Genomic DNA, 26654 nt, shown 5'->3' on the forward strand with positions numbered 1-26654 from the left:
TTACTTTCATCCCATAGTAAGTAAAAAGCTTTTGAATCCCCTATACGCAACTCTTTACCCACCTCAAATCGTGGAGGTCCTAGTGGCTTTTCTCTCGTTATCTTTATAATAAAGTCCTTTATCGATTCATCTACTCCCTTATAAATTTCATTGGATGTATATGAATACACTAAACTTCCTAACACCCCAATTAATATAATAAATACTAACGAATTTAATATAGTTAGACGAATGCGTGTTTTTTGAAACATACTTCCTTTTTTCATTGTTCTTTTAATATATATCCAATACCACGAACAGTTTGAATATCTTTCTGATAACCGAATGGCTCTAATTTTTTACGTAAATGATGCACATACACTTCTACAATGGCCACTGTCGTATCTGAATCAAATCCCCAAACACGATCAAAAATTTGTTCACGCATTAAAATCTTTCCGCTATTTTGAATGAGATACTCTAAAAGTTCATACTGTTTTAATGTCAGCTTAATACCTTGTCCATCTACTTGAACATCTTTATCTTTTCCAAACAATTCAATACCTTTATAACGAATGGTTTGCTGCGTTGTTAAACTACCACTTCTGCGCAACAAAGCACGAATTCTCGCTTTTAATTCAGGAGCCTGAAACGGCTTAACGATATAGTCGTCTCCACCAAAATCCAATCCTTTCACTCGATCTTCTAAAGAATCTCTCGCTGTCAAAAACAGGACTGGCGTTTCAATCTTTTCATTACGTATTTTTTGAATCACTTCAAACCCGTCCATCTCTGGCATCATCACATCAAGCAGGATCGCATCATAAATGTTTTGCATTGCCAAAAACAATCCATCTTCTCCATTTAACGCTGTATCTACTTCAAATTCATCACTTAAAATTTGTACGATAGACTCTAGTAACGAAGCATTATCTTCTACTACAAGTAAGCGCATGTTCTCACCTTCCGTAATCTATTTCAATTCTTTTTATTATTGCATCGCTTCTTCTCATAAAAAAAGAATGTAGTCACATTATGTCATTTCATTTTTCACTATGTCCTTCTAAGATATTTCTCTCTATATAATTTTGAATATCTATTATAAATGCTCTTTCTTAAGTTTTGCTTAATAAAAAATTGAAAGAAATAAGATTCTCCTTACCTCTTTCTAATTATAGTCCAAAACAATAGAAATCAAATATGTTTAAAAATTAATTAGTATGTACATCCATTTCGTAATTAACAATTTTTATTTTCAAAACAAAAATCCCATTCAAATACACATCACTGAATCAATCATACTAAAATGACTTCTTCATTCTGTCTATCTAAATGGGATTATTTCGCACTCTTTATTTCTTCGGCTTGTTACACCATCGGTTGTGGCTGCACTACTTCATTCGCTCCTGCTACCCTCAACATATTTGCAATATCTTTAAAGCCTCTTTTTTCAGCACATTGCAATGGCGTAATATTTTCCTTGTTAGCCATATTGACATCTGCACCGTGTTCAATAAGCATTTGAATTACTTTCTTATGGCTTTCACTACCATTTCCTAATACAATTGCTTCTAATAAAGCTGTTCCACCACGTTCATTTTTATAATTTACATCAATATCTGTATGCTCTAATAATTCTTTAACAACCTCTACATGGCCACGCTCTGATGCAGAAATGAGTGCTGTGCCACCTGACCTATTTGTTTCTTTCGTATTAACTCCTGCATTAATTAATAGTTTTACAATATCCGTATATCCTTCTCTACTTGCATAAAGAAATGGATTACTTTGTTTTTCATCTTTCGTTTCAAGATTAGCACCGGCATCAATTAATGCTTTAACTGTCTCTACATGATTTTGATACGTTGCTGCAAGAATAGGTGTTTCTCCGTTGTCACCTTCTACATTGATATTCGCTCCATCTTGGATTAAATTCATAGCTGTTTCTGTGTCCCCAAGAGTTGCAGAAAGTAACAACTGTTTGTCCATTAAATTTATACTTTTTTCTTCTTTAGATTCTTCTTGTTCTTTATGCTTTTCTTTTTTCTTTTCATTTTTCACATGAACCGGTTTCGATTCTGGTTCTTCTTGCTTATCGCAAGCCACTACCGTCATTAAAAGTCCTAATAACATACATAATAAAATTTTTTGTTTTCTCACAACTACAGCTCCTATGAAAGATAATGTTTTCTTAACCATTCCTCCATCACATACAATAATTCTTCTTGATTACATTTATCCATAAGCTCTTTATATTCCTTCTTTAATCGGACTATCTTAAACTTATACTATGTTTCTCAACCTATTGGAATGATACGCCAGGTAGCCTTATCATTAACATTATGAAGCAATTAGTTTAGCACGTTTTTACCGCATTTGTATACATTTCTAAAAAGTACATAAATGATTGCTTTAGGTCACTATATTCCATTGTAACCGTTCTTCTAAAAATTTTACACCTTTTATATATTTGCACCTGATTAATAATAGAAAAGGACAACCATATATGGCTGTCCTACATTTAAATACTTCTTCATCTTAATGAGAATGACTACCGGTGTTCCCCTTTTGCGGGTTCCCCATCATCTCTTTATTCATTTCCCATTTATGCTTTGATAGCTCTTTATACGAAAGCACTTTCCCCTTATAGTTAGATACAAAGCTCTCTGCATCTTTTTTATTTTTAAATGAAATGACATTATAAGCCATTGGTGTCGTTATTGTTTTATCATATACGTAAGTGGCATCTTCTAACGAAATCCAATCTTTCGAATCATAATCTCGAACAAATTTTTCTTTCGTCTTTTCACCTGAATTAATCTCCATCCATTTATACATACAGCCAATATCATCAAACTTTAATGCTTTTCCATCTTTTAAAACGATTTCTGTTGCGAATTGATTATCCATTACCCCAATTTGGCAAATATCACACTTATCATGTTTCTCATCAATGGCAACAGCTGTTGTTTCCTTTTTCCCACATGCTACTACCGTAAATAAGAAACATAAACATGTAGCAAGCACAACATACTTTATTCTCATCACTATTCCTCCCTAAAAACCGTATACTCCACGAAAAGAATATCAAAAGGTTGTGTGAGATTTGTGAAAAAACAATGTGTTTTTTGTAATATATGGAATAAAAAAAGATGTGTAGCCATTTCTACACATCTCCTTATCATTCACAACCTGTAATTAATAAATCATCTTCTAACTTAACTAATAATGTATCCATATCAATTTTCTGGCCAACTTCTACATTTATTAATCTTATATTTCCACTGATCCCGACTGCAATTTTTTCAAGCTCACCGTCACTTTTTCGGATCATCATTAACTTTTCCCACTCATATACGTAAGAGGATTCATTTACAAAAATCTCTTCTATTTTCCCCTCATAAGAACTATAAATTTCTTCTATTCTCGTTTGCATTCAAAACCTACTCCCTACTTCGCACTTCACTATTTTCACCTTATTCTATCATTCTTGTACGAAGTAAATTATATTTTTAAAAATTCAAAATTACCTCCGTGAACAAAATGATCAAAATAAAAATTATGCTTCTAATGATGTTATTTCTCAAATTATTTACCATTTGAATAGATGCTTTTATGATAAACAAAAAAACTTTTTTCTGAATTTTTACTCTATTTTGAAAACGTAATCATTTTTTGGAGGGGGAAATCATATGTTAGCTCTACTTGGATTTGCGATGGTATTTGTCTTTATGTTTTTAATTATGACAAAACGTATGTCAGCGTTAGTAGCATTAATATTAATTCCGATTGTTTTTGCATTAATTGGCGGCTTCTATGCCAACATGGGACCGATGATGCTAGAAGGGATTCAAAAATTAGCACCTACTGGTATTATGCTTATGTTTGCCATTTTATATTTCGGAATTATGATTGATAGTGGTTTATTCGACCCTGTCATAAGTAAGATCTTAAAGTTTGTAAAAGGTGATCCTTTAAAAATTGTTGTCGGAACCGCTATATTAACTATCATCGTTTCTTTAGACGGCGATGGTACAACAACATACATGATTACAGTTTCTGCGATGTATCCACTTTATAAGCGCCTTGGAATGAATCCCCTTATATTAGCTGGGGTTGTTATGTTAGGAGCAGGGGTGACAAATCTTACACCTTGGGGTGGACCAACAGCTCGTGTTATGAGCGCACTTGGACTTGAGGCTTCCGAACTATTTACACCACTTATTCCAGGTATGATTGCTGGTGCAATTTGGGTTGTTTTCGTTGCCTACTATCTTGGAAAAAAAGAAAGAAAACGTTTAGGAATTATGGATGTACAGTATTTAAAACAAATGCAAACAATGGATGAACAAGCTGCAACAATGGAAGCTGCAGTACATAAACGTCCTAAACTACTATGGATTAACTTTTTATTAACTGTTGCTCTTCTTGTTTGTCTCATACTGGAAGTTATGCCGTTACCTGTTTTATTTACAGTCGCTTTTGCTATTGCTGTTATGATTAACTATCCAAACTTAGAGCAACAGAAAGAACGTATTGCCTCTCATGCAGGAAATGTATTAGCGGTTGTTTCTCTCGTATTTGCTGCTGGTATTTTCACAGGTATTTTATCTGGAACAAAAATGGTAGATGCGATGGCTCAAGGGGTAGTAACTCTTATCCCAGATGCACTTGGACCACAATTGCCAATTATTACAGCTCTTCTTAGTATGCCGTTCACATTTTTCATGTCCAACGATGCATTTTATTTCGGTGTATTACCTATTTTAACGAAAGCTGCTGCTACTTACGGAATTAGTGCAGCTGAAATGGGACGCGCTTCATTACTTGGACAACCCGTTCACTTATTAAGTCCACTCGTCGCATCCACTTATTTATTAGTTGGAATGGCCAAAGTTGATTTTGGTGAACACCAACGCTTTACTTTACTTTGGGCTGTTGGAACGACGATGGTTATGTTAATTACCGGAATTGTGATTGGGATTATTCCAATATAAGATGCAAACAAAAAGCAGTAGGAGAAATGAAATCCTCTACTGCTTTTTGTTATGAAGAAACAAGAAAATACCTTCTTTCTGGTCTCCCCACACTTCCATATGTTAGCTCTGCATGTACTTTCTTTCCAGATATCAAATACTCTAAATAGCGCCTCGCTGTTGATCGACTTACCCCAACCATTGAACTTAATATTTCTGCGGTAATACCTTCTTCATTAACTGTTAACATATGCTTTTTTATTTTCGCTAAAGTTAAAGGATCTATTCCTTTTGGGGCGTATTCGATTTGATTACCCTCCACCCCTCTTTGAGACCACAAATGTTCAATTTGTTCTGGGGATAATTTAGTATTTCTCTTTAACTGTGCAATCTTCTTTTGATAATTTTCTAAACTTGCTTTAAATCTATCAAACGTAAGTGGCTTTACAATATAATCTGTTACTCCTCCTCGTAAAGCATGACGTACGACATCTGTTTCTGATGCAGCCGTAATCATAATAATGTCTGTGTTATGCAAATTATGTCTAATATATGTAACGAGTTCGGTCCCTTGCATATCCGGTAAATATACATCTAATAAAACAAGTTGTGGCCTCACAAGTTCTAGCCACTCCTTTGCCTGTTCCCCAGTCGTCGCTGTTCCAATTACTTTGAATCCTTCAATTTTTTCAGTAAAACGACGATGAATGTCCGCAATCCGAATATCGTCTTCTACAATCAGTACTTCAATCTCCTCACCCATTATAATTCGCCTCTCTCTTTTGGTAATGCAATAATAAATAACGCACCACCTAAATCCCCTTTTTCGATTGCAATACTTCCATTTAAATCTTCTACTAACTCTTTCACCTTTGCTAATCCATATCCTCGCTTTTCTCCTTCTTTCGTCGAAAAGCCTTTATAGAATATACTTGTAATGATTTCATCTTGAATCCCTTGTCCTGAATCTTCCACTTCAATTACTATTTCCTCGCCGATATCTGTTACAAACATTCTAACCTTCTTATCATTCTCTTGATTTCTTTCAATTGCTTCAAATGCATTCGTAATTAAGTTCCCCAAAATAGAAACAACATAATTACTCTCAATGTGCAAGCTGAACTTTTCTAAACTACTTTCTCGATCTAGCATAAAATCAATCTTTAACTCTCGCGCTCTATTATAGAAGCCAATTAAAATTCCACCTAACCATGGATTTTGAATTCGCTTCATAATAAATTGAACAAAATCTTGATATACCGCCGTTTCCTTATGAATAAGCTCTAGAGCATCTTCATATGACTCTAATTGGATAAGACCTGAAAGTGTATACAACAAATTATTATATTCATGCGTTTGTGCTCGCAATGCTTCTGTATACTGCTTAGTTTGAGACAGCTCTGCTGTTAACTGATCCATTTCAGATTTCAAACGTAAACTCGAGACGACTCCAGTTACTTTGTTGTTAACTTTAATAGGTAAACGATTAGCAATGACAGCCTTTCCCTTTATATTTAATTGCCTGTCAAACTGTTCCTCACCACTTTGAAGTACCTCAAGTATCGATGAATTAGGAATAACATTTAAAATAAATTCTCCAATGATATTTTGCTGTTTATTTAAAGAAAGGATATCGTATGCTGCTTGATTGACTAAACTAACAATTCCGTTCTTATCAATTACGAGAATTCCTTCACGTACAGATTGAATAACTGTACTATGCTCTTCATATAAAGATGAAATTTCTTCTGGTTCCATTCCAAACATCATCTTTTTTATACTTCTGGCTAAATATATAGAACCAATTATTCCTAGCAATAATCCAGCTATAGCAATCCAAAATACGCGACTACTGTATACTTCCACTGCTTGTTGAATATCTCCCACCGAAAACCCAACAGACACTACTCCAATAATTTCATGGTCTTGATTACGTATTGGAACTTTTCCCCGTAATGAAGGGCCTAACGATCCAGTAGCCTTTGAAATATAAGATTTCCCTTCTAATAATACCCCTTCATTATCGCCTCCAATCATTACTTCTCCAATTCGATCTCGATTAGGATGCGCATAACGAATCCCCTCTTTATTTCCAACTACTATGAAATCAGCATCTGTTTCAATTCGAATTTTCTCGGCGATTGGCTGAATAATAGAAGCTGGGTTTTCTTTTTGAAAAGCTTCTATTATTTCTGGTACAGTAGCTACTGTTTTTGCAACATACAAAGCTCTTTTTCCAATTTGATCTTCTACTGTTTCAGATAATATGTAATAAAATAAATAACTTATTAACAAAAGAACGGCCAAAATCAATGTGCTGATAGTAAGTATAATCCTTGGCTGAAGCTTTAACTTTTTAAATTTCAAAACCATTCCCCTAACATTTCCTAAACCTGAATTTTAAGAATATACAGTTTTTTATTTATATGTAATCATACCATGATTACTACATAATTGACTTCTTTATTTTTATTACTAAATATAAAGCTGATATGATTTTATTAACTTTCATAAGCCCCTTAGCAACCTTTTCCCTATTCAAATTTAATAATTATTCATACAAAAAGAACCTCTAGCATATGCTAGAGGTTCTTTCCATCTTGCTATTCTTTATCTTTTTCTACTTCTTTTCCCTTATCTTCTACCACAGATACGACAGGTTTATCATTCGATAATTGCTGTACTGTACCTTTGCCCGCAAATCCTTCTAATAACTCTTTTAAATCAATGCCAGAAGAAGCTTTTAACGTTTCTTGCATCGTTGCCATTAAATCAGTCGCATACCCTGCCACTTTTCCAGCGCCGCTATTCTTACCACCGCCGCCTGTATCGACAACTGTAATTTTATCAATGTTGCTAAGTGGGCTTGCAATTTCTTTCGCATAACTTGGAAGCATTTTAAGAACCATATCCATAATTGCCGCTTGGCCATATAATTCAAATGCCTCTGCAATTTTTTGCTTCGCTTCTGCTTCTGCTAAACCTTTTAACCTAATAACGTCTGCTTCCGCTGTACCTTGTGCTTTTTGTACTTCTGCTTTCGCTTGACCTTGTGCTTTTTCAATTTCCGCTTTCGCTAGACCTTCCACACGTACTTCTTCTGCACGCGCTCTTGCTTCAGCCTCAATCTTATATTGATCCGCATCTGCCTTTTTAATTTGTTTTACTTTTTCAGCTTCTGCTGACTGCTCCACCGCATAGCGATCTGCATCTGCTTTTTTCTTAACTTCTGCATCATATTGCTTTTCACGACGTGCAATTTCTTTTTCTTCTAATTCAATTTGCTTTTCACGCTCAATGATTTTAACGCGCATTTGCTCTTCTGTAACACCTTGTTGCGCCTTCGCTTGTTGTAATTCATAAGAAAGGTCTGCGTCTGCACGTGCTTGTTCTTGCTCTCTCTTATAAGATTGTACTTTTAACTCTTTATGCTTTTCAGCTTCAGCAATTTGTGCATCACGTTGATATTCAGCTTCTTTTGCTTCTTTCTCAGCACGTGCTTTTTCAATACGTGCTTCTTTTTCACGCTCTGCGTTCGCAATTGTTGCATCACGCTTAACTGTCGCAATTTGCGGCTGACCAAGTGCATCTAAATAGCCGTTCTTATCCATGATTTCTTTAATTGTAAAGGAAACGATGCGAAGCCCCATCTTCTTTAAATCTGTAGAAGCTACTTCGTGCACCTTTTGAGCAAATTGCTCTCTATTACTATAAGCATCTTCTACTGTCATAGAAGATAAGATAGCACGGAGATGTCCTTCTAAAACTTCTTTCGCTTCTATTTTCAACTCTTCTGTTTCTTTTCCTAAATATTGTTCAGCTGCTGTAGATACTTCTTCAATTGTCGATCCTACTTTAATAATAGAAACACCATTTACTGTAATCGGTACACCTTGCTTCGTATACGTATCACGTGTACCAACTTCTAATTTGTAGTTTAATAAGCTTAAAAGCTCTGCTCTTTGCATAATTGGAACTACGAAAGTACCGCCACCTCGAATAATTTTAATCTTCTTTCCATCATCCGTGGTAACAACGTTTTTTCCACCACCAAGCCAGTTCCCTGTAACAATTAACGCTTCATCTGGTCCAACTGTTCGATACTTCGTAATGAATACTAAAATAAGTAGAATTAAAATTGCGAGTAAAACTCCACCGATAATTAATGGAATCGTCATGTAAATTCCCCCTTATAATTTTGGCTTTTTTAAAGAATAAGCGATGTTTTGTACAAGTAAAACACCATCTTGGACTCCCTCGATAATAACCTCAGTTCCTTGTGAAATATCTTTTTTTCCAATTGTTTTAGCTGGGATTGCATTACTTCCAAATTGAGAAGAAATTAATACTTCACCAAATCCTTCTGTAGGAATTGTCGTAATAACCTCTCCCTTGCAACCAATGAATTCATCCATACGTTGTGCTGTATTTTGCTCTGCTTCTGCAATCGGTTTTAAAATTAATATTTTCATGATGAAAACCCCGATAAAAGATATAGCAAATGCACCAGCAAAAATAATAATACTATTAAAGGAAAATAAATATTCTCCTATATAACTAAGTCCGCATAGCATGGCGAAGAAACTAAGTAATAAAGTTACGACGGATACTGATCCGCCTCCAAAACTAAATATTGATTCAAATATATCTCCAAAGAAGATATAAATAACAGTAAGTATAGTAGCAATAATAAATCCGTATAAATAAATTGTTTCAAGTGGATAACCAAACAAAACCATTTCTTATCCCCCTTTCTTAAACAATCCTCTTTTGTTATGTGTATGCCCCACCTCTTTCAAAGATTATCATTCTTAATTTTCAGTTATTTACCCTTTAAAGAAAAACCTGTAAAACAGGCCTCTAAAAAAGAACAGGAGGAACCTATTGTGACAGGCTCCTCCTAGAAAATAACCGATATATTATATATCTATATAATATACTATTTTCCACAAAAAGTAAAGTTAAACATACATTGGAAAAGCACTTATTTTACTGATAATGAGTAGATTCCATCACCATTATTGTATTTATATATTCCATTAAAAATATTAGCATATTCTCTTGAAGAAATAATATAAAATGCAATATTTCATATTATTTCTTCATACATTTTGAACATATAGTGAGCGAAAAGGACTTACAATTTTTGCTACAGTGGCTCCATTATTTAAGCGATCGGAACATCTTCGTATTAATAGCCTTCCCCTATTCAAAAAGACTTGATCATAAGCATATTTCAACATGAAATTGCTATAATCAAGTCTTCTCAAAAACTCATATAGTTTTTTGTATAATAAGATAAAACGTTGTTTATTTTTTAAATAATTTCTTTCTAAATACAAACATACTTAATGCTGAAAGAACAAGTGCTAATCCAGAAAGTAAAGTGGATGTGTTAACTTGACCACCAGTTGCTGCTAAAGAATTCTTGTTTTCCTCTTGCTTATTAGCATGTTGTTTATTTGAATCTTTTTCTTTCGCACTCTCTTGCCCTATGTTTTTCACTGGCCCAACTTGATTATCCTCTTTTGTCTCTTGATCCAATCCAGTTGCTGATTCTTTTGTTGATTCTTTTACTTTTTCTTTTGTTCCTTCAATTTCTTTTGCTGGTTCTTTTGCTGGTTCTTTTGCTTCTTCTTTCGGCCCTTCAACTTCTTTTGTTGGTTCTTTTACTTCTTCCTTTTCAACTATATTCTGAATCACTGTTCCGTTAAATCTTATACTAATTCCATCAGAATCTAACTCGAATTTATATGCCTTTTCCCCTGGAGTACTCCATTTTATTACTCCGTTATTAAGCGTTCCACCCTCACTTGTCAATTTAATATTCTCGATAGTTTCTCCTTCTAAATCATATACAGGCACTTGAATTTCTTCATTTACCTTTGCATCATTTAAAACGATTTTTTGTCTTCCGACATCAATTGTAAACCACTGACCTAACTGTATTAACGGGCTTACATCACGAATCTCATTTCCAGCTAATTTTAGACTAATTAAGTCTAACATCGAGCCAAGAACCGATACATCTTTAACACGATTGTCTGCAAGATTTAACCACTGTAGATTTTTCAATGAAGATAACGGTGTTATATCTTCAATTTGATTATGAGATACATTCATAGCGTTCAATTGTTTCAAGTTCGAGATGAACTCAATATTTTTCAAGCCCACTCCTTCTAAAGTTAAGCTTTCTAAATTCACCATGTACTCTAAACCGGTTACATCCTTTATCTCTTTTCCTTTTTCTTTAAGTATCTCTAATGTTTTAATCTGTAATAAATCCTCTTTTGTTATAGGGGCATTGAGATTCTCTCTACCTAAATTCTCTTTATTAATATGTTGTTGTAAAGTTTTATCAAGAATTACATTTTCACTTTCTTTTTGTTTTTCAACTATATTCTGTATAACCATCCCATTAAACCTTATTTTACTTTCAGCCGAATTCGTATCTAGTTTAAATTCATATATTTTTTCTCCAGGGCTATTCCATTTTACAAATTCATCATGAATCGTTCCGCCTTCACTCTTCCACTTAATATTTTTTATTGCTTGTCCTTTCAAATCGTATATTGGAATTTTTACTGCTTCATCTACGCTTGCTTCATCTAAAAAGATTTTTTGTCTCTGAATGTCAATCCCAATTCGCTTACCTAGTTCTTGAACAGGTCTTATATCAAAAATCTCATTCGCTGCAAGGTTTACCTCGTATAAATCTTTTAGCTCGCCAAGTGCTGATATATCAGAAATAAAATTCTCTTCTAAATTCAGTACTTGTAATTTTCCTAATTTAGATAATGGTGATATATCTTTTAGATCACTATCAGCAATTTCTAGTTCAATAAGCTTACTCATTTTACTAATAGGCTCAACATCACTAATTTGATTATTTCCTATCCATAGTAGTTTCACATTATTTAACTTTTCAATACCCGAAAGATTACTAATTTGATTATTTGCTAAGTATAATTCTTTTACAGATGCCACTGTAAATAATGGTGTAAGATCTTTTATATTATTACCGATTAAATCTAATGTTTTAATCTTTTTCATTTGACTTAATGGTGTAAGATCCGCAATTTTGTTATCTCTTAAAAAGAGCATGTCAAGATTCTCTAGATTAGACACCGGTTGAATGCTTTCAATTAGATTGGAGGATAAATCTAAAAACTTTAAATATCTCAATTCTGAGATAGCAGATATGTCTGTTACATTAGTCTCTCTTAATGTCAACTTCTCTAGATTTTTCATATATTCTAAACCAGCTATTTCATTGATTCCTTCACCTGAATATATGGTTAACGTTTTAATCTTTAATAAATCTTCCTTCGTTATAGGTTCATTTATATTTTTTCTATCTAAATTGTATTTATTAATATGCTGTTGTAATTTTTTATCAACTATTACATTCGCAACTTTTTCTTGTTGTTCCACTTTATCCTCTTTATTTTCCTTTTGCTTTTCTGGAACATTATTTTCTAAATTTAAAGTATTTACTTCAAACTGTACTTGATATTTATTGTTATATCCCATTGTCGGAATGTAAATATGCATTTGCATATTATACCTTTTTCCTAGTTCTCCAACTTCAAATTGAATAACCTTCGTCCCATTTTTCTTTTTATCCTCAGATATTACTTTCACATCATGAAACACACCAGGAGTATGAATATCCTCTGTTTTCAAGTATTGAAAGAAATCACTATCACTTAACGTTGCCGTTACGATTTTCTTTCCATTCTCGATTGTTAATTTCGGATCCTTTATATAAACAGCTGCCATGGACTCTTCATTTGTTTTATCTTTATACGCTTTAATAACAGCATCATATGTACCATTTTCTAAAGCATATCCAGTTTTATTTGCCTCAATTGCTACTGCCGCTAAAGCGGGTGTCGAATACACAGCAAACGGAAGTGATAACGCCGTCGCTATAATCATTGCATTTATACGCTTTCTTTTATTTGTTTTCAACTTTACATCTCCTCCGAAATATATAATTCAAAATGTAATCATTTCTCGAATAAATGATAATGATTTTCATTTTCATTGTCAACCAGAAAAATATAAAGTCTACAAAAAAAATAATCCCTTTTAAAAGGGATTATGCCATTTTCTCTCCTGATTCTTCTCTAAAAAAGCTTTTCATCGCATGGAATACGTCTGCTTTTTGCTTTAAAATATAATATCTAAAGTTCTCATCTTTAATATTTTTATAGGCTGACATGAGCGTACTATGGCGGTTGTACTGATTCACTTCCCCATACCCAAACATATTACACTTCTTCATCAACTCTTCCACAAGCTTTACACATCTAGCATTATCCGAAGTTAAATTATCACCGTCTGAAAAATGGAATGGATAAATATTATAGCGGTCTGGTGAGTATTTATTATCGATTAACTCGAGTGCTTTTTTGTATACAGAAGAACATATCGTTCCCCCGCTTTCTCCTTTTGAGAAAAACTCTTCTTCTGTAACGACTTTCGCTTCTGTATGATGAGCAATAAACTCAATATCAACTGTTTCATACTTTGTACGTAAAAATCTTGCCATCCAGAAAAAGAAACTACGTGCCATATACTTCTCCCATATTCCCATTGATCCACTCGTATCCATCATCGCTAATACAACAGCTTTTGAGTCTGGCTTTAATACTTCATTCCAAGTACGGAACTTTAAATCTTCTTGATGAATGGGATGGAAAGATGCTTTACCACGCATCGCATTTCGTTTATATGCGGATATCATCGTTCGCTTCTTATCGATATTTCCCCACAACCCTGTTTTTCTAATGTCATTAAATTCAATATGTTCAATCCGATTTTCATCCATTTCTTTTCTCTTTAAATTAGGTAGCTCTAATTCTTTGAAAAATGCTTGCTCCAATTCTAAAATAGAGACTTCCGCCTCGTAGTAATCTTCTCCTGCCGCATCTCCTGCTCCTTGCCCTTTTCCTGGTCCTTTTTGCTTTTGACCACCTGATCCATCTCTCGCAACGACATCACCAACTTTGCTGTCACCATTTCCTTGCCCAACATGTTTGTTTTTATCATAATTGTATCTAATCTTATATTCATCTAGAGAACGAATTGGTATTTTTACAACATCTTTGCCATTGGACATAACAATACTTTCTTCTGTTACAAGATCGGGTAAATTATTCTTAATTGCCTCTTGTACTTTTTCTTGATGGCGTTGTTGGTCGTCATATCCTTTGCGATGGAGGGACCAGTTTTCCTGTGAAATCGTGTAATTTGGTTGGTTTTCTTCGCCCATTCCTTTCCCTCCTTACTGTAATTGTTTTCCTCTATGAACAGCAATCTATAAATTTTGTTCTGTAATGTACAAGCTCGAATATTTGAAAGATAACTGCCCATCGAAAATCATCCCATAAACATCTATAACACTCCGAGCATCCTAAACAAAATTGTGCCACTCACATAATAGAAAGAAACATTCAGCCGCTGATAAGAAAGAAACACAATGCATTGTTGCACACATTTTCACTTTGCAACATATTGTATTGTGTTGGCTTTTTTCGTATGAATGGTTGGTTACTCTATCATATGCATATTGTAAAAATAATTGACAATAAATTCATGAAATTGCATCTTAATTTATTATATTTGGACAAGGTATGACACTTTATACACATATGAACAGATAATAAAACGCTGTCCCGCAAAATACAAGAGACAGCGTTTTGTTATCAAACTATCGATTTAGCAGGCTACCTACATAGCGTAATAATTCATTTGCTGAAGAAGAATTATAGCCATGCTCATCAATTAAACGTGCAACAACATCGTTGATTTTCTTAAGCTGATTTTCGTCTGGTGTTTTCGTTGATGTTGTAATTTTCACTATATCTTTTAAATCTGCAAATAGTTTTTTCTGAATCGCTTCACGAAGACGTTCGTGTGAATTGTAATCGAAACGTTTCCCCTTACGTGCATAAGCAGAAATGCGAATTAAAATTTCTTCACGGAATGCTTTTTTAGCATTTTCTGAGATTCCAATTTGCTCTTCAATTGAGCGCATTAATTTTTCATCCGGGCTCATTTCTTCACCTGTTAACGGGTCACGCAATTTCGACTTATTGCAGTACGCCTCAACGTTATCTAAGTAATTATCCATAAGTGTCTTAGCTGATTCTTCATACGAATAAACAAACGCTTTTTGTACTTCTTTCTTAGCAATTTCATCGTATTCTTTTCTCGCTAATGAGATGAAATTCATATAACGCTCCCGATCTTCATTACTAATTGATGGATGCTGATCTAATCCATCTTTTAAAGATCTCAGTACATCTAGTGCGTTAATAGATGGGACCTCTTTTCGAATAATTGTAGAAGAAATTCTGTTAATGACATACCGAGGATCAATCCCCTTCATACCTTCATCTTGATATTCGCGTTGCAGCTCCTCTACATCAATGGCATTATAACCTTCTACCGTTTCTCCATCATACAAACGCATCTTTTTAATTAAATCAATATCTGGACGCTTCGGATCTTTTAAACGAGTTAAAATAGTAAACATTGCTGCAACTCGAAGTGTGTGTGGTGCAATATGAACATTGGACACATCACTTTCACGAATCATTTTTTCATAAATATGTTCTTCTTCACTCACTCGTAAATTATATGGAACCGGCATTACAATAATTCTTGAGTGCAATGCTTCATTTTTCTTATTTGCTATAAATGAGCGATACTCTGTTTCGTTCGTATGCGCTACGATTAATTCATCTGCTGAAATAAGCGCAAATCTACCTGCTTTGAAATTCCCTTCTTGTGTAAGTGATAATAGATGCCATAAAAATTTTTCATCACATTTTAACATCTCTTGGAATTCCATCATGCCGCGATTCGCCTTATTCAATTCTCCATCAAATCGATACGCACGTGGATCTGATTCTGAACCATATTCTGCAATTGTTGAAAAGTCTAGACTACCTGTTAAATCGGCAATATCTTGTGATTTTGGATCAGAAGGACTAAATGTACCAATCCCTGTACGACGATCTTCAGAGAAGAAAATACGCTCTACAACTACATCCTCAATTCTTGACCCATATTCTTGCTCTAGACGCATAACATTTAATGGTGATAAATTCCCTTCAATTCTTACTCCATACTCATCAAAGAATTCATCTCGTAAATGATGTGGAATTAAATGCAGTGGATCTTCATGCATCGGGCAGCCTTTTATTGCAAAAATAGCTCCGCGATCTGTTCGTGAATATGTTTCTAAACCTCGTTTCAACATCGTAACTAATGTTGATTTCCCTCCACTAACAGGACCCATTAATAACAAAATACGTTTTCTAACATCTAATCGTTTTGCAGATGGATGAAAATATTCTTCTACAAGGCGTTCTAAAGCATCCTCTAATCCAAATAGCTGATTACTAAAGAAGTTATACTTTCTTCTACCATCAACTTCTTCAATCCCAGCATCTTTTATCATATTGTAAATGCGAGAGTGTGCTGTTTGAGCCACCCATGGTCTTTCTTTCACAAGCTCCAAATACTCCGCAAACGTACCTTCCCATTGTAAACGTTCTTCTGCTTCTCGATACTGTTCAATTTTCTTTAGAATATCCATTATAGCTCCTCCCCCATCTCCTTGTTCAATCGGATTATTATAAAAGGTATGCTAGGATGTCCTTAAACATTCTTTAAATCAAAACGAAATATATAATAGCTCTATAAAATTCTCTCCAAAATTCAAAGAAAATTCTGTATAATATAGGTATTAAGGTTTTCACACCGCTATTCATTATAAATAAATTCTTTTCTTCTAAGAACCTTACATACATTTCGATTCATAAATAGAATTCGTAAACCAAAAAGTAGGGGGAATATTAATATGAAATTATTATTAATTTTAGGTGTATCACTCACATTTCTTACAGCTATTTTCACATCTGGTTACAACGATAAACCAGGTACACATAAAAAGTGATGTGCTTTTAGCACATCACTTTTTTCCACATTATTTGTAATACATATTTTCTACATCATATTTTGATAAAGGTCGGCTATAATAATAACCTTGTGCAAGTTTCACATTCTTTTCCTTCAAAAATTGAATTTGTTCCGCTTTTTCTACCCCTTCTGCAATTATATTTAACCCTAAAGTACGAGCTAAAAGAATAATCACAGCCGTAATATTTGTATCGCGTTCATCTTTATTTATACCTTCCATAAAGGAACGATCAATTTTTAAAGTATCAATTGGATATGTTTTTAAATAACTTAAAGATGAATACCCCGTTCCAAAATCATCTAAATGAATCTTTAACTTTTGTTCCTTTAGTTGGAGCAACACTCTCTTCGATATGTCTTTATGTATAAGAGCCCCTTCTGTAACCTCTATCGCTAATAAATGAGCTGGTACATTGTACTTATTTAAAGCCCGTGTAATCATCTCTATTAATGTAATAGAACGAAAGTGTCTGGCAGAAATATTAACTGCAATCGGGACAACTTCATATCCTTTATTCAACCATTCGCGTATTTGCTGACACACTTGATTCACTACCCATTCATCAAGTTTAATAATAAACCCCGTTCTTTCTGCAAGTGGAATAAATTGATTGGGAGGGAGAAATCCCAATTCTTTATTCTCCCATCTTATTAAAGCTTCCATACTAGCTATTTTTTTCGTTTCAATATTAACCTGCGGCTGGTAATATAAGAAAAATTCATTTTTCTCTATAGCACGATGTAACTGATTTTCCATTACAAACCTTTTTTCACGTTCACAATCTAATCCTTTACAATAAAAATGATAATGCCCTTTTCCTTTTTCCTTTGCTTTTTCCAAAGCAGCATCAACTCTTTGAAAAAGTATTTTTTCATCAGCTCCATCTGTTGGTGCCATTACAATTCCAATTGATGCACTTAAATACACGTCCTCTTCTTCAATTACAAAATGTTCACTAATCTTTTCTAATATGTTTTTTGCAACTTTCTCTACACATTCTTTCGTTATATTTTCTATTAACATAACAAATTGATCATCATGCTCTCTAAATAAATGCATATCTTCTATTTGTAGATTGCTTAAACATTCTGTAACTTTTTGTAATACTTTATCCCCTTCTTTATGGCCAAATGTATCATTAATAAGATGAAATTCATCCAAATCCATAAAAACAAGTGCAAACTCTTTCTTCTCATTTAAAAACTCATTTAGCTTATTTGTACATGAAATTCTATTCATTAAACCTGTTAACTGGTCATAATAAGCTAAGTATTCTGTCTTCATCTCATTTAAGACTTGCCTTGTAACATCCCTCGTAACAATATACACCCCAACAATTTCACTGTTCACAATAATAGGAATAGTCCTCAAAGAAATATATAGCTCGTCCCCTTCTTTATGAACATATTTCTTTGAAACAATTTGTTTTGCTCTTCCCTGTAAAGCTTCCTCAAATATCATTTGAAAGTCTTCTTCATATTCTTTAATAATAAATTTAAAAATAAATTTGTTATTTAATTCTTCATATCGGTATCCAAATATTTCATACGTTGCAGGATTGGCATATGTAATTCTCCCTATAGAATCTATAGAGATAATGGAGTCATTATTATATTCTAGTAATGACTTAAATAACATTTGTTTTTTCTCTATTTCTGCCTTTTCCTCAACCTGAGCAGTAATATCCCTTGTAATACAAATAATAAACTGACATACCCCTTCTTCGTCGTATACAGGGTTAAGTGAAGATTCATAATGTAGCTTACCCGTTGGCAAGCTAATTACATCACAAAAAGTATGTGATCTCGCTTCTTTTATTACTTTTGTATATTGCTTCTGTAAAATATTTGCTTTGTCTACTGGTAATACTTCAGTAAACGTTTTTCCGTAACATTCTTCGCTTAGCTTCGCGTAATTCATTCCTATTTTATTTACATAAATATATGTAAAAATCTCATCATCAGTAACTTTCACAATAAATACTAAATCTTGAGTAGCGTGTAATAATCCTTTTCTTATTAAATCCGTATCTATCATATTTAAAAAGGTATTTTGATTACTATATTGTTCCTTCATATTTATCTCAACCCGTCTTATCTATTTTTATACATATATTCCATTCTATATGAATATGTACCCCTTTTTAAATGTATGATTGCATATTATTTTTATTTTTAGAAAAAAAGTCGCCATATGGCGACTTTTAATAAACGATTTCTAAATCTAATCCTGGATAATTTTGTTGACGGAATGCTTCATAAATTAAAATTGCTGCTGTATTAGATAAATTTAATGAGCGTACTTTATCCGTCATTGGAATACGTAAACAATGATCGAAGTTTTCTTCGATTACATTAGCTGGTAAGCCATTCGTTTCTCTTCCAAATACGAAATAATAATCCTTCTCACGCTTGCTATAATCAAACGCTGTATGAGCTTTCTCGCCATACTTTGTTAAATAGAAGAATTCTCCATCTTTATTTTTCTCATAAAATTCTTCAATTGAATCATAATACGTAATTTTCACGTGCTGCCAATAATCTAATCCTGCACGCTTTAACATTTTATCATCCGTTGAAAATCCAAGCGGTCTAATCAAATGTAATTCTGTTCCAGTTGCTGCACAAGTACGAGCAATATTCCCTGTATTTGCTGGAATTTCTGGTTGATATAAAACAACATGTACTCCCACGCGATATTCACCTCTGTTTTTTGTCTACTACGTATTATACCACTTGAGCGAAAAATCTCTACCCATTAATAATATGAAAGAATTTATATTTCATTTGCGGTGTATATTTACTAGAGTCTTCATAATTCCAATAACGCCTACGGCTATTCGCTGAATGTGCATTTACAAGTGGCATACCATCTGCGTCTTTTGCTACTACAATCGTCGTATGATTCCACCTGCCGTCATCCTCGAAATCATAAGCAATGACGTCACCAAGAATAAGGTCTTCAGGTCTTTCTACAGCTTCTGCTCGCAGCCCTGTTGTAGCACCTGACAAATACCAATAAAAAGAATGTGCGACAGCCCAGCTCCAACTCCACTGGTTCTCCCTTTGCCACCATCCTTTACGAATATTAGGATATCCGTTCATTGGGACTTCTCCAGTATGAAGACATTGAGAAATAAAATTCGTACAATTATCAGGAAAATTACGATACACAGGGTTTCGGTCATCCCACCAACGCTCTGCATATTTCACTGCCTCTAAACGATTATACTGATAAGAACCGTACTTCTCTTTCGTAATTTCCCTCTCTAATGTCTCACCCGTTCCAATTTCTTCTGCTACTTCAATAGCATAATCATCCATTATACGACTATCATTTAAATAAACTCTTCGTTTTAATTGTTCCTCTTCGATGTAAAATAATTCTTTATGCCTAATTAAATATTTAAAGTGTATTTGATAATCAATTTCTTGATGATTGCTACTATTTAATTGTCTAATGAAAGAAATGTCCGCAGTTGCTTTCACTATATCTGCACTACGTTTTTGAAACAATTGCTTCTTTCTCCATGCCATTTGTAATAAATCTTCAGCAATATCATCCACATCTGTTCGTTGCTCTGTTATATATGCTAAAAATTGTTGTACTTGCTTTTCAATATTTGCTTTTACAACCATTTCGTCTCCCTCCCATATTACAATATGAAGAAGGAAGATATTATCTACTCTTTTTTCTGCGCTAACAATTCAAGTCCACGATTCATTTCATGAAGAACTTCTTCATCCTTTTCACGTTCCATCGCTTTTTCAATCGCTTCGCCTACTCCATCTCCGCCAATTTTCCCAAGTGCCCATGCTGCAGTTCCGCGTAGTACTGGTCTTGGATCGTCTTTCATAACGCCGATTAGATCAGGAATTGCTGCTGTTTCTTTAAAATGCGCAAGTGCTAAAATAGCATTTCGTTGCAATGGCTTTTTCCCTCTCCATGAACCAGACATAATCCCATACTTCTCTTTAAAATCACGATTACTAATTGTTAAAAGTGGTGTTAATAACGGTTTAACTAACTCAGGATCGGGCTCCATTTCAGGATGGTTATGAAAATCCATTCCTTTATTTTTTGGACAAACCGTCTGACATGTATCGCATCCATATATACGATTTCCTATTTTATCGCGATATTCCTCAGGTAGAAATCCTTTCGTCTGTGTTAAAAATGCGATACATTTCTTCGAATCTAACTGTCCGCCTTGTACTAAAGCGCCTGTAGGACAAATATCAATACACTTCGTACAACTTCCACATTGATCTTCTATTGGCTGATCTGGAGGAAATGGGACGTTCGTAATCATTTCTCCCAAATATACATACGAGCCAAATTCAGGCGTAATAATAGCGCAGTTCTTACCACTCCATCCAATACCAGCACGCTCTGAAACAGCTCGATCACTTAGTTCCCCTGTATCAACCATTGATTTCACTTCTATATCCGGCAGTTTTTCAATTAAATATGCTTCTAACTTTTGCAAACGATCTCGTAAAACAAGATGATAATCTTGTCCCCAAGAAGCACGACAAAAAATCCCACGGCGTTCTCCTCGTTTACTTAATGGTGCATTTTTTAATTTTGAAGGATATGCTAAAGCAATCGCAATGATTGACTTTGCACCAGGTAGCAATAACTGCGGGTTCGTTCTCTTCTCTATATCAGGCTCTTCAAATCCAGACTGATAGTTCAATTGTTGCTGCTGGATTAGACGCTGCTTTAATTCCTCAAATGGTGACGCACTAGCAAAGCCTATTTTATCTATACCAATCGTTTTACTATAAGCAATGACATCTTGCTTTAATTGTTCAAAATCCATTCTTAATCGCCTCCTCAGATGAATCTATCCATTATGTAACGATCTATTGGTTAGCAATTCACTTTTGGAATACTATTGTTTACTTCTATTTTCGCATACATTTATGATTTTCAAACAGTGAACTACCCACCACTTAGTATCTCTTACGATCTTACCCCTAAGTGGGGGCTTCTCGGTTCATCGCTACTTTTGATAGCTAACGAATTTGTACGCCTTATTATGCTTTATCAAATCCGTTCACCTCATTTTCCGCTTCATTTCCCATAAGCTATGACGGTGATCACACAACCTGAACATTACACGATTATTATCTACTTTCATTGTTATACCAAAATTTACCTATTATAAGAATGATTATATCAAGGGCGAAATAAATAGGAAAACCAAATATTTGGCTACGCCAAACCGAAATTCATCTCCCCCCTACTGCTAGACTATCGTCTTTCACACGCCTCAGGAAGGAGATTTCTTTCGGATAATACATTAAAAAACGCAATGCCTCGTTTATCTTAGAAACGAAACACTGCGTTGATCACAATTTATTAGAAAAACATTAAATAAAATTTGGAGCGGGTGAAGAGAATCGAACTCTCGACCAGAGCTTGGAAGGCTCTTGTTTTACCACTAAACTACACCCGCAAATATGAAATACATATACGATATTGAAATAACTTATGTAAAGAAGTATAGCATGTAAAAAAATACGAAGCAAGAATTTTATCGAAAAAAGTCGAAAAAGTGATGAGTATCTCATCACTTTTTCAATTCTTTATCAATCGCCTTCTTTATACTGTCGAAATCAGGGTTTGCAAGATTTCCATTTACATACACTGAAGGAGCACCTTGAACTTTCAATTTTTGAGCACGATCTGAATCTTTACGTACATTTTCTTTCATTTCTTTACTATGTAAATCTTTTTTAAATTGCTCTACATTAATTTTTGGAAGCTTCTCTTTCACAATATTAAGAAGTAATTCTTCTGTAATCCATTCTTCCGTATCTTTCTTTTGATTTTGATAAATCTCATCATAGAAAATCCAGAATGAATCTTTATCTTGTTTATAAATTGCTTCACCCGCAGCTGCACCTAAATCAGAATCTTTTCCGATAAATGGGAAGTTAATAAAATATAACTGTACTTTACCTTTATCAATATACTCTTCTTTTAATCGTGGTAATACCGTTACATCCCAAGTACGACAAGCTGGACATTTAAAGTCTCCAAATTCAACTAACTTAACTGGAGCATCATCTTTCCCTAAAGACTGTTGTGTAGAATAAGCAAACATCTCATTCCCTTTATCTTTTTTGTCATTTATGATGCTATACGCAATTGCTCCAATTACAATCAATACTGCGATAGAAAAAACTACACCAAGAACCATGAGTTTGTTTGATGACTTCATATACATTCCTCTTTAAATTCATATTCTGTATACAGCATTGTACACAATACACATAATATCAATACTTACACATATCGCGCAATGAACACGCTCACATAAATTACAAAAATACAACATTTGTGACGATATTGTGTCACAAAATGTCACAATTTATTCAAAAAAAAGAAGCCCTTGTGTAGGAACTTCGTTTAACTTACTGCTTTTTCACGAGCGTTATTTAACATCGACTGCTCTGTCTTTATATCATGACGGATTACTAATTTCTCACTAACTGCTTGTACATACTCATCATGATTGATATATCCTTCTTTCTCCATTAATCTCAAAACTACATTTCGTCTCTCAACTGCTTTATCATAATTTTGTACAGGGGAGTAATAAGCTGGCGCTTTTACTACAGCGGCCATCATTGCACTTTCAGCTAATGTTAACTGATTGACCTTTTTACCAAAGTACAGATTTGCTGCTTTTTCAATTCCCCATGCTCCTTCTCCGTAATAAATATTACTTACATACAATTTTAAAATCTCATCCTTCGTAAATGTACGCTCAATTTTTTTTGTATAAAAAATCTCTTTCCACTTACGAGAGAATGTGCGTTCATTCGTTAAAAAAGCATTTTTAGATAACTGTTGTGTAATTGTACTTCCTCCTTGTACAACACCACCAGCTTTTATATTCTCAATAGACGCCCTGATAATCGCTATATAGTCTAAACCGTTATGATGATAAAACCTTTTATCTTCCGTCGCAATAAATGCCTGTGTTAATGATTCTGGTACCTCTAACTTAGCGGGTACATGTAATTTACTAATATCACTTCGCTCAATCATTACATTCCCAACGAATAATAACATACAACTTAACAATAATAATAAAATAATGGCTTTATAAAATAATTTAGTCATTGGATTCAATGCAACTTTTTGATGATAGTTCACTCTAGATAGTACTCGCTCTTTCATCTTGAACACCTCTTTTCCACACAGCATATAACTCTTACCTTAAGAATACCTTGTTATAAAAGAATATCCCATCGATTTCTCTTACACCTACCTTACATCATTGTAAGGTATAAAAATGTATTGTATCACAGTCCTTTTTTATCTACTATTCATATGAAATATTGAATATAGGTTATTTATAAACCCTAATAATTAGTAGTAACAGATACACAGAAGTTGAGACAGTTATACTTCTTCCATAAAAACACCTTAATTCCACCTTATTCTTTTATTATATCACCTATAAATATATACTTTTGAGCATCTAGCAATCTAATTATATGTGATATATCACCATTATACAGAACAAACGTTCTCAAAATCAATACTAGCCTCTTTATCATTTTGACCTTTTTCTAAAGCAATATACATAAAAAAAGGTTAGCTATTTGATATCGCCTCAAATAGCTAACCTTTTTACAGTCTTCCTAGAAGATTATATGGCTGCACTTCCCACGTTTCATATGGAACAAAGTTTGTCGCTTTCATCACGTCAAGTGTCCTTGATTTCATATGAGGACGCGTTATATACTCATGAATGTTGTCTTCATTTAAAGCAATAAATTTTGCCTCTTTTATTTCTTCAGGTTGAATCTTTATTTCACCACTCACATATGCCACTTTAAACACAACAGCTAAAATATGCATAGAGGCATTATAATAAACCCCTGTAATTCCGATAGGCTTCACCGTTAATCCTGTTTCCTCTTTTATTTCCCTACAAACAGCTTGATCCAGTGCTTCCCCTTCTTCTACCTGTCCCCCAGGCATTTCCCACGTATCAGACCGCCAGTGTACCTTTGCTAATAACACTTCATTTTTTTCATTTGTTAAATAACCTGCTACGGCAACAATATGCTTTGGTGTTTTATGCTCCACATGAAAGCCTCCTAAAAATACAATTATTTCATGTATATCCTATAACCATATTCCCTACCTACAATCAAACACCTTTAAAACCCCATAAAAAAGAGACCCAATCCGTTAAACGAAAGGGTCTCCTTATATTATTCTCCTAAGTCTACGTTGTGGTAAACTTGTTGTACATCTTCTAAATCTTCTAACGCATCAACCATTTTTTCAAATTGTGTTTGTGCATCTTCAGGAAGTTCTACATCACTTTGTGCAAGCATTGTTAATTCAGCAACTGTAAATTCTTCAATACCTGCATCTTTAAGTGCAGATTGTACTGCATGGAATTGATCTGGTTCTGCATACACGATAACAGCATCTTCTTCTTCTAGAATGTCACGTGCATCTACATCTGCTTCCATTAAAATTTCAAGAACTTCATCTGATGTTTTACCTTCAAGACCGATAACAGCTGTCGCATCAAACATATAAGCTACAGAACCGTTTACACCCATGTTACCACTGTTTTTGCTAAATGCAGCTCGTACATCTGCTGCAGTACGGTTTACGTTATTTGTTAGTGTATCTACAATTACCATAGATCCATTTGGCCCAAAACCTTCGTAACGAAGCTCGTCATAGTTTTCTTCTGAACCGCCTTTTGCTTTTTCAATCGCACGGTCAATAATTGTTCTTGGCACATTATATGTTTTTGCACGCTCTAATACGACTCTTAACGTTTGGTTTGATTCAGGATCTGGCTCGCCTTGTTTTGCTGCCACATAAATTTCACGTCCAAATTTCGCGTATATACGGCTTGTATTTGCATCTTTTGATGCTTTTTTGTCTTTAATGTTGTTCCATTTACGGCCCATACTTTCCACTCTCTTTCCCGTTTTAAATCTACATAAAAATATTAATATAAAATATAATGTGTGTTCAACACATTTTTAAAAGAAATATAAAAAGTTCATGTTTGATTCATATTACAGACATAATATAAATCACTATCATTTTGTTCTTTCGACAAGTTATATTATACATGAATTCCTATATTCATTACGAATTTTAGAATCACATAGTATAATTTAACAAAAAAAACTCTAACATTTCTGTTAGAGTTTTTTTACATCGCCGATACCGATGGTCGGGGTCGAACCGACACTCCCGAAGGAACACGATTTTGAGTCGTGCGCGTCTGCCAATTCCGCCACATCGGCACAATAATAAAGGCGGCAACCGGATTCGAACCGGTGGTAAAGGTTTTGCAGACCTCTGCCTTACCACTTGGCTATGCCGCCATATGAAATTTTAATGGAGCGGAAGACGGGATTCGAACCCGCGACCCCAACCTTGGCAAGGTTGTATTCTACCACTGAACTACTTCCGCAAAAATGGCTGGGCTAGCTGGATTCGAACCAGCGCATGACGGAGTCAAAGTCCGTTGCCTTACCGCTTGGCTATAGCCCATCGAAATCTTACTTAATTATATGTAAGTATCCATTAGATTATTTGTAATTTTTAAAATAAAAATGGGGCGACTGATGGGAATCGAACCCACGAATGCCGGAGCCACAATCCGGTGCGTTAACCACTTCGCCACAACCGCCATG

Annotated in this window: 20 protein-coding genes, 6 tRNA genes and 1 pseudogene; 1 reads left to right on the plus strand and 26 read right to left on the minus strand. The window is 34.2% G+C overall.

The window, feature by feature from the left end; genetic code table 11:
- Positions 1-112: 112 nt before the first annotated feature.
- From COI75_RS27750 to COI75_RS03240, 5 genes and pseudogenes are all read right to left on the minus strand, one after another.
- Positions 113-266 (minus strand): annotated as a pseudogene (locus tag COI75_RS27750) (sensor histidine kinase); the annotation flags it as partial.
- On the minus strand, positions 263-934 hold the full coding sequence (locus tag COI75_RS03225) for a response regulator transcription factor (protein ID WP_001238634.1): 672 nt from the start codon (positions 932-934) through the stop codon (positions 263-265). The pseudogene COI75_RS27750 and the gene COI75_RS03225, both read right to left, overlap by 4 nt.
- 413 nt (positions 935-1347) lie before the next feature.
- Positions 1348-2178, minus strand: coding sequence for an ankyrin repeat domain-containing protein (locus tag COI75_RS03230; RefSeq protein ID WP_000239631.1), 831 nt, complete (start codon positions 2176-2178; stop codon positions 1348-1350).
- A 339-nt stretch (positions 2179-2517) separates the two neighbouring features.
- Entirely contained in the window at positions 2518-3024 is a 507-nt protein-coding gene (locus tag COI75_RS03235) for a nitrous oxide reductase accessory protein NosL (protein ID WP_001220936.1), read from the minus strand.
- Between the two features lie 136 nt (positions 3025-3160).
- Entirely contained in the window at positions 3161-3415 is a 255-nt protein-coding gene (locus COI75_RS03240; protein WP_001194766.1) for a hypothetical protein, read from the minus strand.
- Between the two features lie 256 nt (positions 3416-3671).
- On the opposite strand from COI75_RS03240, the gene COI75_RS03245 reads away from it, so the two are divergent.
- Positions 3672-4976: a CitMHS family transporter gene (locus COI75_RS03245; protein ID WP_000880461.1), complete on the plus strand. Its 1305-nt coding sequence runs from the start codon at positions 3672-3674 to the stop codon at positions 4974-4976.
- A 49-nt stretch (positions 4977-5025) separates the two neighbouring features.
- Here the strand turns inward: COI75_RS03245 and COI75_RS03250 are convergent, their stop codons facing one another.
- From COI75_RS03250 to COI75_RS03365, 21 genes are all read right to left on the minus strand, one after another.
- The gene (locus tag COI75_RS03250; RefSeq protein ID WP_000503472.1) at positions 5026-5718 is read right to left on the minus strand and encodes a response regulator; all 693 of its coding nucleotides are present in this window, start codon (positions 5716-5718) and stop codon (positions 5026-5028) included.
- Positions 5718-7328, minus strand: a complete 1611-nt coding sequence (locus tag COI75_RS03255; protein WP_002095909.1) for an ATP-binding protein — start codon at positions 7326-7328, stop codon at positions 5718-5720. Before COI75_RS03255 ends, COI75_RS03250 begins: the two co-directional genes overlap by 1 nt.
- A gap of 230 nt (positions 7329-7558) precedes the next feature.
- On the minus strand, positions 7559-9133 hold the full coding sequence (locus COI75_RS03260) for a flotillin family protein (RefSeq protein WP_000154992.1): 1575 nt from the start codon (positions 9131-9133) through the stop codon (positions 7559-7561).
- Positions 9134-9145: 12 nt separating this feature from the next.
- Positions 9146-9694, minus strand: coding sequence for an NfeD family protein (locus tag COI75_RS03265; RefSeq protein ID WP_000242436.1), 549 nt, complete (start codon positions 9692-9694; stop codon positions 9146-9148).
- A gap of 571 nt (positions 9695-10265) precedes the next feature.
- A complete protein-coding gene (locus tag COI75_RS03270; RefSeq protein WP_098448232.1) occupies positions 10266-12929 on the minus strand; it encodes a leucine-rich repeat domain-containing protein in 2664 nt (887 codons plus the stop codon).
- 130 nt (positions 12930-13059) lie between these two features.
- Complete coding sequence (yhbH, locus tag COI75_RS03275; protein WP_097807638.1) at positions 13060-14235, minus strand: sporulation protein YhbH; 1176 nt, start codon at positions 14233-14235, stop codon at positions 13060-13062.
- Between the two features lie 438 nt (positions 14236-14673).
- Entirely contained in the window at positions 14674-16569 is a 1896-nt protein-coding gene (locus COI75_RS03285) for a PrkA family serine protein kinase (protein WP_000353285.1), read from the minus strand.
- Between the two features lie 390 nt (positions 16570-16959).
- On the minus strand, positions 16960-19029 hold the full coding sequence (locus COI75_RS03295; RefSeq protein WP_000664296.1) for a sensor domain-containing protein: 2070 nt from the start codon (positions 19027-19029) through the stop codon (positions 16960-16962).
- 127 nt (positions 19030-19156) lie between these two features.
- Positions 19157-19645 (minus strand): tRNA (uridine(34)/cytosine(34)/5-carboxymethylaminomethyluridine(34)-2'-O)-methyltransferase TrmL, encoded by a 489-nt coding sequence (gene trmL, locus COI75_RS03300; RefSeq protein ID WP_000538147.1) that lies wholly within the window; start codon positions 19643-19645, stop codon positions 19157-19159.
- A gap of 58 nt (positions 19646-19703) precedes the next feature.
- A complete protein-coding gene (locus tag COI75_RS03305) occupies positions 19704-20591 on the minus strand; it encodes an amidase domain-containing protein (protein WP_000260428.1) in 888 nt (295 codons plus the stop codon).
- 44 nt (positions 20592-20635) lie between these two features.
- The gene (gene queG / locus COI75_RS03310) at positions 20636-21778 is read right to left on the minus strand and encodes a tRNA epoxyqueuosine(34) reductase QueG (RefSeq protein ID WP_000345212.1); all 1143 of its coding nucleotides are present in this window, start codon (positions 21776-21778) and stop codon (positions 20636-20638) included.
- A 565-nt stretch (positions 21779-22343) separates the two neighbouring features.
- Positions 22344-22417 (minus strand) — tRNA-Gly (locus tag COI75_RS03320).
- Between the two features lie 114 nt (positions 22418-22531).
- Positions 22532-23185, minus strand: coding sequence for a DsbA family protein (locus COI75_RS03325; protein ID WP_000842728.1), 654 nt, complete (start codon positions 23183-23185; stop codon positions 22532-22534).
- A gap of 188 nt (positions 23186-23373) precedes the next feature.
- On the minus strand, positions 23374-24150 hold the full coding sequence (locus tag COI75_RS03330; RefSeq protein WP_000664714.1) for a transglycosylase domain-containing protein: 777 nt from the start codon (positions 24148-24150) through the stop codon (positions 23374-23376).
- A 456-nt stretch (positions 24151-24606) separates the two neighbouring features.
- Positions 24607-25068 carry an NUDIX hydrolase gene (locus COI75_RS03335; RefSeq protein WP_098448233.1) on the minus strand — a complete coding sequence of 154 codons (462 nt, stop codon included), beginning with the start codon at positions 25066-25068 and terminating at the stop codon, positions 24607-24609.
- A gap of 128 nt (positions 25069-25196) precedes the next feature.
- Complete coding sequence (locus COI75_RS03340) at positions 25197-25916, minus strand: YebC/PmpR family DNA-binding transcriptional regulator (RefSeq protein WP_000532957.1); 720 nt, start codon at positions 25914-25916, stop codon at positions 25197-25199.
- Between the two features lie 263 nt (positions 25917-26179).
- Positions 26180-26261, minus strand: a tRNA-Leu gene (locus COI75_RS03345).
- Positions 26262-26271: 10 nt separating this feature from the next.
- Positions 26272-26342: transfer RNA gene (locus COI75_RS03350), tRNA-Cys, on the minus strand.
- Between the two features lie 14 nt (positions 26343-26356).
- Positions 26357-26431: transfer RNA gene (locus COI75_RS03355), tRNA-Gly, on the minus strand.
- A 5-nt stretch (positions 26432-26436) separates the two neighbouring features.
- Positions 26437-26511: transfer RNA gene (locus COI75_RS03360), tRNA-Gln, on the minus strand.
- A gap of 63 nt (positions 26512-26574) precedes the next feature.
- Positions 26575-26650: transfer RNA gene (locus COI75_RS03365), tRNA-His, on the minus strand.
- Positions 26651-26654: the final 4 nt, after the last annotated feature.

The organism is Bacillus cereus, assembly GCF_002564555.1.
In the GTDB taxonomy this organism is placed as follows: domain Bacteria; phylum Bacillota; class Bacilli; order Bacillales; family Bacillaceae_G; genus Bacillus_A; species Bacillus_A cereus_K.